Annotated in this window: 14 protein-coding genes and 1 pseudogene; 8 read left to right on the plus strand and 7 right to left on the minus strand. The window is 68.9% G+C overall.

The window, feature by feature from the left end; genetic code table 11:
• Positions 1-45: 45 nt before the first annotated feature.
• Complete coding sequence (locus ABLG96_RS16875) at positions 46-813, minus strand: isoprenyl transferase (protein ID WP_353648490.1); 768 nt, start codon at positions 811-813, stop codon at positions 46-48.
• 35 nt (positions 814-848) lie between these two features.
• Positions 849-1,364, minus strand: a complete 516-nt coding sequence (locus ABLG96_RS16880) for a 2'-5' RNA ligase family protein (protein WP_353648491.1) — start codon at positions 1,362-1,364, stop codon at positions 849-851.
• A gap of 177 nt (positions 1,365-1,541) precedes the next feature.
• Between ABLG96_RS16880 and ABLG96_RS16885 the strand changes: the two genes are divergently transcribed.
• From ABLG96_RS16885 to ABLG96_RS16895, 3 genes are all read left to right on the plus strand, one after another.
• Positions 1,542-1,979 carry an HIT domain-containing protein gene (locus ABLG96_RS16885; protein ID WP_353648492.1) on the plus strand — a complete coding sequence of 146 codons (438 nt, stop codon included), beginning with the start codon at positions 1,542-1,544 and terminating at the stop codon, positions 1,977-1,979.
• 282 nt (positions 1,980-2,261) lie between these two features.
• Positions 2,262-2,948 carry a hemolysin III family protein gene (locus tag ABLG96_RS16890; RefSeq protein ID WP_353648493.1) on the plus strand — a complete coding sequence of 229 codons (687 nt, stop codon included), beginning with the start codon at positions 2,262-2,264 and terminating at the stop codon, positions 2,946-2,948.
• A gap of 50 nt (positions 2,949-2,998) precedes the next feature.
• Positions 2,999-3,322 (plus strand): hypothetical protein, encoded by a 324-nt coding sequence (locus ABLG96_RS16895; RefSeq protein WP_353651562.1) that lies wholly within the window; start codon positions 2,999-3,001, stop codon positions 3,320-3,322.
• A 182-nt stretch (positions 3,323-3,504) separates the two neighbouring features.
• On the opposite strand, the gene ABLG96_RS16900 is transcribed toward ABLG96_RS16895, so the two are convergent.
• The 3 genes from ABLG96_RS16900 to mca form a co-directional block, all read right to left on the minus strand.
• The gene (locus ABLG96_RS16900; protein ID WP_353648494.1) at positions 3,505-4,059 is read right to left on the minus strand and encodes a hypothetical protein; all 555 of its coding nucleotides are present in this window, start codon (positions 4,057-4,059) and stop codon (positions 3,505-3,507) included.
• 83 nt (positions 4,060-4,142) lie between these two features.
• Complete coding sequence (locus ABLG96_RS16905; protein ID WP_353648495.1) at positions 4,143-4,484, minus strand: hypothetical protein; 342 nt, start codon at positions 4,482-4,484, stop codon at positions 4,143-4,145.
• Positions 4,481-5,452, minus strand: coding sequence for a mycothiol conjugate amidase Mca (gene mca, locus ABLG96_RS16910; protein ID WP_353648496.1), 972 nt, complete (start codon positions 5,450-5,452; stop codon positions 4,481-4,483). Before mca ends, ABLG96_RS16905 begins: the two co-directional genes overlap by 4 nt.
• A gap of 457 nt (positions 5,453-5,909) precedes the next feature.
• Between mca and greA the strand changes: the two genes are divergently transcribed.
• On the plus strand, positions 5,910-6,401 hold the full coding sequence (gene greA / locus ABLG96_RS16915; protein WP_353648497.1) for a transcription elongation factor GreA: 492 nt from the start codon (positions 5,910-5,912) through the stop codon (positions 6,399-6,401).
• A 93-nt stretch (positions 6,402-6,494) separates the two neighbouring features.
• Here the strand turns inward: greA and ilvA are convergent, their stop codons facing one another.
• Positions 6,495-7,706, minus strand: coding sequence for a threonine ammonia-lyase (gene ilvA / locus ABLG96_RS16920; protein WP_353648498.1), 1,212 nt, complete (start codon positions 7,704-7,706; stop codon positions 6,495-6,497).
• 62 nt (positions 7,707-7,768) lie between these two features.
• Positions 7,769-9,019, minus strand: coding sequence for an ROK family protein (locus tag ABLG96_RS16925; RefSeq protein WP_353648499.1), 1,251 nt, complete (start codon positions 9,017-9,019; stop codon positions 7,769-7,771).
• 332 nt (positions 9,020-9,351) lie between these two features.
• Between ABLG96_RS16925 and ABLG96_RS16930 the strand changes: the two genes are divergently transcribed.
• The 4 genes and pseudogenes from ABLG96_RS16930 to ABLG96_RS16945 all read left to right on the plus strand — a co-directional run.
• Entirely contained in the window at positions 9,352-9,879 is a 528-nt protein-coding gene (locus ABLG96_RS16930; protein ID WP_353648500.1) for a PadR family transcriptional regulator, read from the plus strand.
• A 50-nt stretch (positions 9,880-9,929) separates the two neighbouring features.
• Positions 9,930-10,622 (plus strand): ABC transporter ATP-binding protein, encoded by a 693-nt coding sequence (locus ABLG96_RS16935; RefSeq protein WP_353651563.1) that lies wholly within the window; start codon positions 9,930-9,932, stop codon positions 10,620-10,622.
• On the plus strand, positions 10,619-13,024 hold the full coding sequence (locus tag ABLG96_RS16940; protein WP_353648501.1) for a hypothetical protein: 2,406 nt from the start codon (positions 10,619-10,621) through the stop codon (positions 13,022-13,024). Before ABLG96_RS16935 ends, ABLG96_RS16940 begins: the two co-directional genes overlap by 4 nt.
• 174 nt (positions 13,025-13,198) lie before the next feature.
• Positions 13,199-13,942: pseudogene (locus tag ABLG96_RS16945) on the plus strand (glycosyltransferase 87 family protein); the annotation flags it as partial.
• Positions 13,943-14,008: the final 66 nt, after the last annotated feature.

Here is a 14,008-nt window from a genome sequence, read left to right on the forward strand (position 1 = left end):
TGTCGACTCCGGTTCTCGGAGTCCGAGGATGTGGGCCGCTGGACGTCAGGCGCCGAAGCGGCGGTGCCGAGCCGCGTAGTCGCGCAGCGCCCGGAGGAAGTCGACGCGCCGGAAGTCCGGCCAGTACGCCTCACAGAACCAGTACTCCGAGTGCGCGCTCTGCCACAACAGGAAGCCGGACAACCGCTGCTCCCCCGAGGTCCTGATCACCAGGTCGGGGTCGGGCTGCCCCGAGGTGTAGAGGTGCTCGCCGATCCGCTCGATCGTCACCCGCTCGGCGAGTTCCGCTGCGGTGGCCCCGGCCTCGACCGATTCGTCGATCAGCGCCCGCACCGCATCGACGATCTCCTGACGCCCGCCGTAGCCGACCGCGATGTTGACCTGCAGCCCGGTGCGGTCACGGGTGCGAAGCTCCGCGGCGGCGAGCCGGGCAGCGACGGCCTGCGGCAGCAGATCCATCGACCCGACCACCCGCAGCCGCCACCCGGTGCCCGGCGCCGAGAGCTCGTCGGCGACATCGGGGATGACCTGCAACAACGTCGCGACCTCGTCGTCCTCGCGACGCAGGTTGTCGGTGGACAGCAGCCACAGGGTCACGGTGCCGATCCCTGCGGCACGGCACCAGACGAGCAGGTCGGCGATGTGTTGCGCGCCTACGACGTGCCCGTGCGAGACGTTCTCGAACCCAGCCTTGCGGGCCCAGCGCCGGTTGCCGTCGAGCATGACGCCGACGTGGTGCGGGATCTGCGCCCCGATCAGTTCCCTGGTCAGTTTCCGCTCATAGACCCGGTAGAGAAGGGCGGGGAGTCGCACAGCGCCACCCTACCGATCCGTGGCGCCGCCGCCTCTCAGCCGCTCGGAAGCCCGCGGTCCCGTAGGCCGGCGGCGGAGCTCGGCCCATCACCCACGGTGCATTCGAAGGTACGTCGGCCATCCAGGTGACGCCGGTAGATCGTCATCGATCGCGCCCACCCCTCGACGACCAAGCCCGTCGCCCGGGCCAGCATGTGCTTGGCCTCGGACCCTGCTGGTCGTCGCCCGATGGTCATGTGGGGGACGAAGTCTGCAGGCAGAGGAAGCTGTAGTGCTCCATACGACCTGCGGTGCAGGTCGACGATGTGCTCATCACCCACGTCGGCCGTGAGGAACAGGTACTCGCCCTCCCACAGCGACGGAGTTCCGAAACGCACCGGAAACGGCTCCATGGAGAGCGTGCGAAGGGCCTCGAGATCGTTCACCTCGGAGAAGGGGAAGACGATCGTGATGTGGGCCGCAACCGAGTCCGCGAGCGGATCCCACTGAACACGGAACTGTTCGACCTCCGTCAGGTCGGCATCCGGGAAGATGGCGCCCACCAGGCTCATGGTCGCAGGCTAGCGGCCCCGGGACGCTGAATGTCGAACGATTGCTGAATGAGGCGCCCGACATCCTGACCCCGTGCTGAGCATGGCAGAGATGCGGACATGATCGTCATCTGGAATGGCCTGCAGCTGAACTAGATTGGACGGGTGCCGTGGTGGTCAGAGCGGAGCTGGGAACGGATGACTGCTGGCGTCGACTGCGGTCTGTGCGCAGACGCCTCTGAGCCCCTCAACCTGCACAGTGTGCTCGTCACAGAGCTGCCGACCAGCTACGTACGCCTGGTACGAAACCAGAGTCAGACCGGTTACTGCGTAGTCATTTTGGAAGACCACGTCACTGAGCTCCACCATCTCGAACCCCGAGAGCTGACGGCGTTCTGGATGGAAGTTGCGGTCACCAGTCGCGCCATCGCGGAGCTGTTCTCACCCGTCAAGTTGAACCATCTGTCGATGGGCCATCGATGTCCGCACCTCCACTGCCATGTCTATCCCCAGTACCAGCACAACGATCCCTTTCAGAACGTTGACATCAGTGCCGGTGACACTCGCCCGACCGTTGAATGTCTGCGCGTCCGTGCCGCTTCGATCGAAGCCCGCATCCATGGATTGCTCACCTGAGTCGTGTTCGTCAGGTCTCTGCGAACCCTCCAGTCGTCCCATCGGCAGAGCTTGTGGATGACGGTGGACCGGAGCGCGCGGTAGTCCGCGATGCTCTCCGATCGCGAACGCGCCGCGTCGGAGTGGGTCGCGGGCGCCGTTGTCGGACGACCGATCCGAAGGTGTCCTGGCTCAGTTCCCGGGCCCGGATCTGCGTCCTCGGGCCACCGCCGCCGACGTGCCGGCTGTGAGCCCTGTCCGGGCCCCTGGCGAACTGACCGCATCACGCCGCATCATGGACACATGTCTTCGTTGGCACCTGCTGCGCCCGGAACGGACGCCCCTGTGGCGTCGACCAGACCGCGCGCTCGCGGCTGGATCCATCTCTACTCGGCCTTCGTCGCCGGCGTGGTCGGGATCGCGTTGATCGTGGTCGCGGCCACCACGAACGGCTTCGCCGCCGCGGTCGCCAGCACCATCTACACGCTGACGATCATCGGGCTGTTCACCATCAGCGCCACCTACCACCTGCACACCTGGGTGTCGCCGCGGGCGCGGACCTGGATGAAACGGGCCGATCATTCGATGATCTTCCTGTTCATCGCCGGCACGTACACCCCGATCGCCGTGCTGGCGTTGCCGATGCCGACCAGGGTCTGGGTGCTGGCGATCGCCTGGGGCGGGGCGTTGCTGGGCGTTGCGCTGAAGATGCTGAGGCCGCACGCGCCGCGCTGGCTCGGGGTGCCGATCTATCTCGCGCTCGGCTGGGTGGCCGTTTTCGTCATCCCGGATCTCGCGCGGGCCGGTACCGCTCCGCTGGTGTTGATCCTGGCTGGCGGGCTGATGTACACGATCGGCGCGATCTGTTACGGCACCCGCCGGCCCAATCCGTGGCCGGGGACGTTCGGCTACCACGAGGTGTTCCACGCCCTGGTCTCGCTGGCCGCTGCCTGCCACGCCATCGCGATCTGGCTGATCGTCCTCCGCTGAGGCGGTTGCGCGCACTGATGGTCATGCGGTGCGACCCGAAAGGACAAGCCGTGCCCGACCGACCTGAGATCGTCTGCATCTGCGGTTCTACCCGGTTCGTCGAAGAGCTGCTAGAGGCGAACCGCGACCTGACCTTCGCGGGTGTCATCGTCGTCGCACCAGGCGTCTTCACCCGCCCCGAGGATGGCGAGACCCACGAGAATCTCACCCAGGAGCAGAAGACTGCGCTGGACGCCCTCCACTTGCGAAAGATCGACCTGGCTGACCGAGTTCTGGTTGTCAACCCCGGCGGGTATGTCGGCGAGTCCACGAGCCGGGAGATCACGTACGCCCGCGCCACCGGCAAGCCGATCTCATTCACCGATCCCGTCTGACCGACCGACGCTTCGCGGCGCGCGGCGTCGCCGCCCGAGCTGACAAGACCGCGCGGAACTCCACGCCGGACTCAACCTCGCTGCGATCCTCCAAGCGGGTTTGCCACCACGTCCTGGTCGGCCAGCACCGCGTGATGCGTAGGACGGTGGGCGGGCCGGCTTCCGCCGACCCGCCACACCGATTACAGCTCCGGCCCGGAACCCCGCAGCCGGTCGACCTCCTGCATCGCGGTCCGCAGCTCCTCGAGCCAGGCGTCCGCGTGCTGTCCGACCAGCCGCACCGACCAGGCCAGTGCTTCGGATCGGGATCGGGCGACCCCGGCCGCGACCAGGGTGTCCAGCACCTGACGCTCGGGCTGACGCAGCCGCGTCATCACCGGGGTCGACAGCGTGGTGAACAGCTCCAGCTCGTCGCCGATCCTGACCCCCCACGACACCTGCCGCCGGTAGCGGTGCTCTGCCTGCAGTGCGATCTCGATCCGCAATTCCCGGGTGTCCTCGCGGAACCGGCTGATCCGGCCCGACGCTGCCGCGGCCCGTGCCGCGTCGGTGTCGAACTCGCCTTCGGGGGCGCGGATCTCGCCGATCACCAGGATCTCGTCCCGGTCGACCCGCGCCTCGGCGGCCCCGACGAACCAGTCCTCCGGGAGCCGCCCGGCGAACCAGCCGGCCGCGTCGGATCCGTCCGGGGGCTCCGGTGCTGCCTGCCGCGATCGGCCTCTGCTGTCGTCCTTCATGACGTCCTCCTGTAGGGGTTGATTACACCATTACAGGCTTACGCCGAGGAGCTGGCAACCATGTTCGCCATGGGGCGAACGGATCAGGAGTTCGGGTCCGTGGAGACCGGCGGGGCGTCGTTCGGCGACCGCTGCTCGGGATCGGAGACGGGCGTCGGACTCCCGGAGTGGGCCGCACCGGCGGGTCCGCCGTCCGCGGGGCGGGCGCCGGCAGTCGTCCCGTCTGTGGTGTCGAACGACGTCAGGCCGCTCACCTTCCGCATGTGCCGGTTCATCGACTTGATGAGCAGGTACAGCGCGACCCCGAGCAGCACGAGGACCAGCAGGCCGATCGGGGCGGCCTTGCCCCACTCGGCGCCCTTGCCCGGCGGAGGTGTCGGCGGGGCGGCCAGGAAGGCTGCCATCAGGTGGGCGCCCGCGGTCATCGATCGCTCCCGTCGAGGGCCCGGGCCGGCTCTCTGATGCCGGCGAACATGTCGTCCTCCGGCAGGGTCACCGGGACCCGCGACTGGGCCAGTTCGTAGTCGTCGGTCCCCCAGACGTGCGCCTCGATCTCCCGGGGTACGGCGAACCAGTGCGAGTCGGGATCGATCTGCGTCTCGTGGGCGAGCAACGCCTGATCACGGCGGTCGAAGAAATCGCCGATCGGGATCCGGGTGGTGATCCGATCGCTGCGGTCCGGACGGTTGTTCTCCTTCATCCTGGCGACCCATTCGTCGAACGGGCCGACCCCGGTCGCCTCCTTGACGGCGTCGTTGATCGCCGTCATCCGCTTCGCCGAGAATCCGCCGTTGTAGTAGAGCTTCTGCGGCGTCCACGGCTCGCCGGCGTCCGGGAACCGATCAGGATCGCCCGCCGCCTCGAAGGCGGCGACCGAGATCTCGTGGCATCGGATGTGGTCGGGGTGCGGGTATCCGCCGTTCTCGTCGTACGTCGTCATGACGTGCGGACGGAACTGTCGGATGGCCCTGACCAACGTCTCCACCTCGGCGTCGATCGGCAGTGCTCCGAAGCAGTCCGGCGGCAGCTCCCAGGTGTCGGGGTCGCCCTCGTGGTAGCCGGAGTCCTGGTAGCCCAGCCAGAGGTGCGCGACACCCAGGATCTCGGCGGCCCTGGCCATCTCGCGCAGCCGGAGCGACGGCATGTCGACCTCGGCGTCGACGAACTTCTTGTTGAGGATGTCACCACGTTCACCGCCGGTGCAGGACACGACCAGCACGCCCACGCCCTCGTCCGAGTAGCGGGCGAGCGTTGCGGCGCCCTTGCTCGACTCGTCGTCGGGATGCGCGTGCACCGCCATCAGACGCAGCTCGGCGTCGTGCGCACGCTGCCAGCGATGCTCGGCAGAGAACCGGAGCGGCTCGGAGATGGGGTCAGAAACGGGTTGGTTCACCCTGGTCCTCGTCAATGGTCGTCGTGGCTCGCATCGGCAGCGGCTCCAGAAGGTGTCCGCCTCCGCGGCGTCGGATCACCTGACGCTGCGGACGGCCCTGCTGGGTCCATCTGCCATTGTCGCGCGCGCCTCCGACACGCGTTCCCCTGGGTCGCCCCCATTCCTCGGGAAACCCCCTCCGACCTGCGCCGACACAGCAGACTTCGAATGCAGGAGGTCTGTGTCACACGGTGCGTGATAACCTGTTGTTCAACCGCGGCTCCCTGCCGCCGGGTGGTGCCTGTGCGACTTCACCGTCTGTTGCAGCCCGCCACCACGGCGCTTCAGGGGCCGCGTCCGCTGTTCCGGGGGGAACACTCACATTCGCGTCCGTTGCGGATGTCGGCAACCCTCCCGGGTCGCCTACCACCGAAGTACATCGACCGTCAGTCGGACGATCGATCAGTGAGGAGTCACCATGAGCGAGACCGCAACCAGCACCTGGTTGACGCAGGAAGCGTTCGACCGCCTGAAGGGCGAGTTGGACGAGTTGGTGGCCAACCGCCCCATCATCGCGGCCGAGATCAATGCCCGCCGCGAAGAGGGCGATCTCAAGGAGAACGGCGGCTATCACGCCGCCCGTGACGAACAGGGCAAGCAGGAGGTCCGGATCCGTCAGCTCCAGGAGCTGCTCAACAACGCGCAGGTCGGCATCCGCCCGAGCTCGGACAGCGGCGTCGTGGAGCCGGGCATGGTCGTGACGGTGGCCTATGACGACGACGACCAGGAGACCTTCCTGCTGGCCTCCCGCGAGGAGGGCAGCCACGGCTCGATGTCGGTCTACTCCCCGCAGTCGCCGATCGGTGCCGCCATCCTCGGAGCGGCGCCCGGCGAGTCGCGCGAGTACGAACTGCCCAACGGCAAGATGCAGCAGGTTTCGGTGATCGAGGCCAAGCCGTTCACCGGCTGATCCTCTCCGGCCCGAGGGCCGCAGTCGCAGCAGGCCGCCGGACCCGTCGGGTTCGGCGGCCTTCGCGCATCCGAGGGGTCCCGGTCGCCTCGCCTAGTGCGAGTCCAGGATCCGATGTCCGCTGGTGACCAGTCGGTGCAGGATCTGGTCACGGTGCTCTGCCCCCTTGCACTCCAGCCGGAGCGAGACCTCGACGTTGCCGAGGGTCAGACCGCTGCCCAGGCGCGACTGCTCCAGATCCACCACGCTCGCGCCCAGCGCCCCGACCTCGGCGAGCAACGCGGCCAGCGTGCCGGGGCGATCGGAGATCTCCACCCGGAGCGACAGGAACCGACCCGCGGCGACCAGGCCGTGCTCGGCGATGTGCACCATCAGCAGCGGGTCGATGTTCCCCCCGGACAGCACGGCGACGGTCGGCGGCGCACACAGCTCGGGCCGGGTCATGATGGCTGCCACCGCTGCGGCGCCGGACGCCTCGACGACCAGCTTCGCCCGTTCCAGACACAGCAGCATGGCCCGCGACAGTTCGTCCTCGGTGACGGTGACGATCTCGTCGACCAGGTCGACGACGTGGGCGAAGGAGAGCGCACTGGGTTCGCCGACCGCGATGCCGTCGGCCATCGTCGTCAGGTCCAGGCGTCGCACCGGTCGACCCTGACGCAACGACTCCGGCCAGGCCGCTGCCTGTTCCGCCTGGACGCCGATGATCCGGACTCCCGGGCGCACCTGCTTGACGGCCGCGGCGATCCCCGAGATCAGTCCGCCGCCGCCGAGGGCGACGACGATGCTCTGCACGTCGGGAACCTGTTCGAGGATCTCCAGCCCGACCGTCCCCTGACCACGCAACACATCCGGATGGTCGAAGGGGTGGACGAAGGTGGCGCCGGTCTGTTCCGCGAACCGGATCGCCTCCTCCAGGGCCTCGCTCAGCGTGGGTCCGTGCAGGTGGACGGTGGCGCCGTAGGCCCTGGTCGCCTGCAGCTTGGCGATCGACGCACCCACCGGCATGAAGACCGTCGCCTGGACACCGAGCAGCGCCGCTGCCAGCGCCACCCCCTGGGCGTGGTTGCCGGCGCTGGCGGCCACCACGCCGGCCGCCTTCTCCGCGTCGGACAACCGGAAGATCCGGGTGTAGGCGCCGCGGATCTTGAACGAACCGGTGCGCTGCAGGTTCTCGCACTTGAGGTGGACAGGACCGCCCACCTTCTCCGACAGCGGCCGGGAGGACTCCATCGGCGTGCGCCGGATCACCGGCGCCAACAGGAGCTGGGCTTCGCGGATCTCCTCGACGCTGACGTGCTGCATGATGCCGATCCTGCCACGCTCCCGACGGTGTCGGGCCAGGTCTGGCGGGGCGATCGGCCCGCTCAACCGGAGCGGTAGGACTGCGGGTGCAACACCGCGGCGGCTGCACCGAGCGGGACGCTCTCCTGACCCAGCACGGCGGGGACCACCCGCGGGGCCGCGGCGTACCCGAGCGCTGCGTGTGCCGCGTACCCGTCGCCGACGGCCTCGAGTACCGGCGGTCCCAGCGCGCCGAGCGGTCCCCCGATCACCACCACGTCCAGGTCCAGCAGCGTCACCACTGCGGCGACGGCCTGACCGATCGCCTCGCCGGCGCGACGGAGCGTCGCCTGCGCGATGGCATCGCCCCGGCCGGCCGCCCGCGCGATCCGCGTGACGTCGTTCCCGGCCTCGATGCCGCCGTGCGAGGAGTACCACTCGCAGATCGCGGCCCCCCCGGCGACAGCCTGCAGACACCCGCGCGCACCGCAGGCGCACTTCGGTCCGTAGGGGTCGACACAGATGTGGCCGATGTGGCCGGCGTTGCCGGTGGTGCCGGCCAGGAGCCGGTCGCCCAGGGCCAGCGCGCCGTTGATCTCGCGGTCCCAGTCGATGGCGAGCACGCCGCGTCGCCCCCTGGCTGCGCCGCGCCAGTGCTCTGAGGCCAACAGCGCGGGCGCCGGCGTCGTCAGCGCGACGGGCAGGTCGTACTGTTCGGCCAGTCGTTCGCCGAGCGGAAAGCCATGCCAGGGGCCGCATTCCACCGATCCGGCGTGTTGGTCGATCCGGCCGGCGACGAGTACCCCGACGCCACGCAGCCCGGTGGGGCGGTCGGGGTCGAACCCGACGGCGTGCAGTACTGCGTCGGCGCCGGCGCAGACCGCGGCGAACATCCGTTCTGCGGCGGGCTCTCCGGCGACCGGTTCGCCGGTCGGGGGTGTTGGACTCTGCGCGGTCGACGGGCGGCGGTAGGAGGCGGCCACCACCCCGCGCTCGGTGACGATCGCAACCTGGATGCCGTCGGTGGTGACGCCGATCGCGAGAGCGCAGTCGGCCGGGTCCAGCGAGCCACGCCGGTTCCGCACGACAGGGTCGACGTCGTACCGGTCGGTGGACAGATCGACCAGGAGGTTCGAGTCGTTCGGGACGTCCTGGTCGGCGTCCTGTTCGGCCTGCTGGTCGTCATGATCTGCGGCGGCGGCTCGCTGTTCGTCCTGGTGGCCGCGGATGATCCGGGCCAGCACGGACAGCGGAATGACCTGGACCCGGTCGGGCTGGCCCGAGCGATCGTCGCCGCCGAGGGTGGACCGCGTCAGTGCATCCGGGGCTGCCATGCCCGGTCGGACTGCCGACCGCGCGGATCGGTTCCCCGAGACCCGCGCGGCTGCAGAAACGAGTTGACGGTGATCGAGCGACGAAGGAGTCAACGGTGATCGAGCGACGAAGGAGTCGAGATCCCACACCCCGCCCAGCAAGATTTCCGATGATCGAGCAAGCGACGAAGGAGCGCGTCGAGATCCCCGCCCACACACGCGGCTGCAGAACCGTTCCAGTGGTCCGCCACTCCCCGGGTTGTGGCGAACCACAATTTCCGTTCTACAGCCGGTTTCAGCGACACGCCGCCAAGCTATACATGCCGTATCTATATGCCATGTATGGTCACCGCATGTCAGTCCCCCGCACCCTGCTCGGTCTGCTCCAGGCACAGAACTCCTCCCACGGCTACGACCTCAAGCGCACGCACGACGAGTTGTTCCGCTCCGAACGACCCCTCGCCTACGGGCAGGTCTACGCGACACTCGCGCGCCTGCTCAAGAACGGGATGGTGAGCATCGACGGCGCCGAGAGCGGCGATGGCCCCGATCGCAAGCTGTACAGCATCACCGACGCCGGCGTCACCGATCTGGATTCCTGGCTGTCCTCGCCCGAGCAGCCGACCGAGTACCTGCACAACACGCTCTACACCAAGGTGGTGCTCGCCCTCATGGCCGACCGATCAGCCGCAGACATCCTCGATGCGCAACGCGCCGAGCATCTGACTGCGATGCGAGAGTTCAACCGCCGCAAGGCTTCCGGCGATCTGGCCGATCAACTCATCTGTGACCACGCGCTCTACCACCTGGAAGCGGACCTGCGCTGGCTGGACGTCACGGCCGCGCGGTTGGCCGAGCTCGCGGCGCAGGTGAAGGGATGACCTCCACGAGATCGGCCGGCGATCAGCCGTCGGGAGGCAGGCAGGCAGCGGTGACGGACGAGGGGTCGTCACCGCTGCTCTCCGGCCGCGATCTGGTGCTGGACTTCGGCGTGACGCCGGCGCTGCGGGGTGCGGACCTGGTGGTGATGCCCGGCGAGATCGTCGCAGTGATGGGAGCCTCCGGGTCCGGGAAGTCGACCCTGCTTCATGTGCTCGCGGGCATCATCCCGCCCGATTCGGGCACCGTCACCTACCGAGGCGCGGACGTGACCACGATGCACGAGCGGGATCGGTCTGCGCTGCGCCGCAACGATTTCGGCTTCATCTTCCAGTTCGGGCAGCTGCTCCCCGAGCTCACCTGCGTGCAGAACGTGGCGCTACCACTGCGGCTGGGCGGAATCGGTCGCCGGGCCGCGGAGCGGGTGGCGCTCGAGGAGCTCGCCCGGCTCGACGTCGCAGACACGGCCGACGTGGTCCCCGGCCGGGTGTCCGGTGGGCAGGCCCAGCGGGTCGCCGTGGCCCGTGCTCTGATCGCTCGGCCCTCGATCATCTTCGCCGACGAGCCGACCGGCGCACTGGACTCGCTGCAGGCGGAGAAGGTGATGAATTTGTTGGCGAAAGCGGTGCGGGACACTCAGTTCGCCATGGTCCTGGTGACGCACGAGCCGCGGGTCGCTGCCTACTCCGACCGCGAGATCCTCATGCGGGACGGCCGGACCAGCGAGACCAGGGACCTCGCATGAGCCGACCCGCCCAGCTGACGGTTCAGCTCACAGACCAGCCCTCCGACGAGGTAGCCGACCGCGACACCCGCCCGCGTCCGGGCCGGGCGCTCGGGTGGGCCTTCACGATGACGTTCGCCGACCGTGCCGTCTGGCGTCGACTGCTGACGATGGCCGTCGGGATCGGCATCTGCTCGCTGGCACTGCTGGCGCTGGTGTCGATCCCCCCGACCCTGGATCGGATGGCGGCCGACAGCGCGGCGCTGTTGCCGACCGCTGCCTCCTCCCGGCCGGGAGCCTTCTCCTTCCAGTCCGTCAGCTTCGCAGCGGGTGGTGAGACGGTCACCGGCTTGCTGTTGGTCGGTTCGGCCGAGGCGCCACCACCGCCGGGCGCGGCCACCTTTCCGAAGTCCGGGGACATGTACGTGTCGCCGCGGCTGGCCGCTGCGCTCGCGGCCACCGACGGCGCAGATCTGCGCACCCTGCTGCCCGGCCGGGTGGTCGGCGTGCTGCCGGTCGACCGGCTCCGAGGTGCCGATGATCTGTTCTTCTACCGGGCAACCGACCCGACCGTCGCGCTCTCGTGGTTGGATCCGGCCTCCGGCTGGGGTCGGGACCCGAGCAACGAAGGCCTTGACCCCGAGTTGTGGATGCTGCTGGCCACCGGCTCGATCGTGATGCTCATTCCGCTGATGCTGTTCGTCGGGCTCGCCTCGCGGCTCGGATCGGCACGCCGCGAACGGCGCAACGGGGTGTTGGCCCTTCTGGGTGCCGGCTTCGGCAGGATCCGACTGTTGGGCGCTGTCGAGTCGGGGGTGGCCGGACTGCTCGGCGTCGGGCTCGGGCTCGGAGCTCTTCTCCTGCTGCGGCAGTTCGCCAACCGGGTGCGATTCGAGGGTGTCGGCATCCGCTCGGACGACATCGGCCCCACTGCGGCCGGACTGTGGTGGGTGTCGATCGGCATCGTCGCTGCGGCGGCTGTCAGTGGTTCGTTCATCGGCTACCGACCGGCCGACGCCGCCCGGCCCCAGGGCTCGATCCCGCTGCGCCGCACGCCGTTCCGCTGGTGGTGGCGGGTGCTGCTGCTGGCCGTCACCGCCGGATCGCTCTGGTGGATGCTGGCCCTGAATCGGTCAGGTGGCCTCGGGTACCGGCCGGAGGCTCTCAGGGTGCTGCTGCCCTGCGCCGCAACGCTGCTGGTGCTGCTCACGCTGGTGTCCATCAGCGCGCCTCTGGTCGCTGTCGTTGGCCGGTTCTGGCGACCTTCGTCCACAGCCGGCCAGCTGGCCCGCGGACGCATCCTGGCCGCCGGCACGCTCACCACCCGCTCGGCAGCGGCGCTGGCCACCGTCCTGGCCGGCGTCATCACCCTGATGCCGTTGCTCAGCAACGGCTCCAGCGATCGCTCCCAGGCCGGGGCCGACGCCGCGCTGACCGAGACTTACGGTCAGCTCCGCGGCACAGTGCGAGACATTCCCCTGGCGGAGTTGGCAGCACGTCGGTCGAATGGCCTGCGGTTTGTCGGTATCGGCGGCCAGATCGGCACGGACGCCACCGGCGACGGTCACGGACCCAGCGTGGCAGTCGTCAACTGCAGCGCGGTGCAGCTGTTCGATCCGAGCTCCGCCTGCCGAGACGGCGATGTCTTTCGCGTTCCGAGAGCCGATCCGACCAATGATCCGCTGTCCCGGCCGCCCTACCGGATCACGCTCGTCACAGAGCAAGGTTTTACAGACCAGCCAGGAGCGACGCGCGTTTGGACGCCCCCGGCACGCACCAGGGTCTTGACAGTGGCGGCGCAGGACTCTGGCTCATGGTTCGGGTTGAACTACTCCGACTTCCTCCTGACGCCGGCCGCTGCCGCCCGCGAGTTCCCACAACTCGCGACGACCCCGTTCTCCCTGACGGTCGCCATGCAACTCGAGCCCGGCAGCATCCCCCAGGAGCAACTGGCACTGTCGCCGCTGGGAGATCGTGCGTTCGCCCTGATGAGCCTGACGTCGGACACCCAGTCCGTCACCCCGTTCCGGCCGTTGATCACCGGCGCACTGGTCGCTGTCGCAGCACTCGTCCTGCTGATCAGCGCGCTGGCCCAGATCCTGACCACCGTGGAGCAGACCCGCGAACGCAAGCGGCCCTATGCGCTCGGACGGGCGGCCGGGCTGCCGCTGTCGCTGCTGTCACTGTCGATCGGGCTCTCGCTGATCGTGCCGATCCTGGTGACGATGGTCGCGGCCGTCGGCGCCGGACTGCTGTTGAACCTGGTGCTCGGTGACCTGCTCCAGATCCAGCACGCGGCGATCGGCTGGCCGCTGATCGCTGTCGGGATCGGAGCGGCCGTGTTGGCGGCAGTACTGGTGGCGCTCGGGGCGAGCTGGTCGCTGCAGCGCTCGACCCGTCCGGCCGCGATGCGCACGGAGTGATCGGTGGCAGGCATCTCGCCCTCCCCTGCCGCGCGTCGGAGACCCCCGTCGTTCACCACCGAACATCCGCTCCCTGCACCACCGCTCGGTCCGCGAACGATCCTCGCAGCACTGGCGCTCGGCTGGGGTTGGCTGCTGGTGCACGGTCCGTTGCTCGATCTGCAGATCTACCGGATGGGTGGGTGGTCGCTGCTCGGTGGCGACGACAGGCTGTACGCAGTCGCCGATCCCGCGAGCGGACTGGGCTTCACCTACTCACCCTTCGCCGCTGCCGTCTTCACCCCGCTCGCCGCCCTCCCGGAAGCCGCGGCCGCTGTCCTGCTGACCGCTGCGTCGGTGATCGCGCTGGCTCGCTGCACCCAGCTGATCGGGCACGCCGTCCGGATCCGGCGTGCACACCGGAACCTGGTGCTGTACAGCGCTTTACTGCTCGAGCCGGTCGTCTCCACGCTGTCGTTCGGTCAGATCAACCTGATCCTGATGTGGCTGGTGCTGGAGGATCTGCACCGCCCGGGCCGACGCGGATCCGGTCTGGCAATCGGACTCGCCGCCGGGATCAAGGTGGTGCCAGGCATCTGGATCGTGTTCCTGATCCTGCACAAACGCTTCCGAGCAGCCCGGACAGCCGCGGGGACGGCGGCCGGCACCGCTGTGTTGGGGTGGCTGGTACTGCCACGGTCCTCGGCCGCCTTCTGGTTCGGCGGCGCTCTCGATCCCGAGCGGACCGGCGGGATCGACTACCTGGCCAACCAGTCGATCACCGGCCTGGTGGCCAGACTCGCCGACCCGGCGACGGCTCGCGCGCACTGGCACCTCACGACTGCTCTGGTGGTGCTCGTCGGATCGACCGTCGCGCTCCGGTGCATCCGCAGCGGCAGGCCCGGCGAATCGATGGTGGCGATGGCCCTGACCGGTCTGCTGGCCTCGCCGATCTCGTGGAGCCATCACTGGGTGTGGGTGTTGCCGATCATCTGGCTGATGCTC

It is taken from the genome of Nakamurella sp. A5-74, from assembly GCF_040438885.1.
Lineage (GTDB): Bacteria > Actinomycetota > Actinomycetes > Mycobacteriales > Nakamurellaceae > Nakamurella.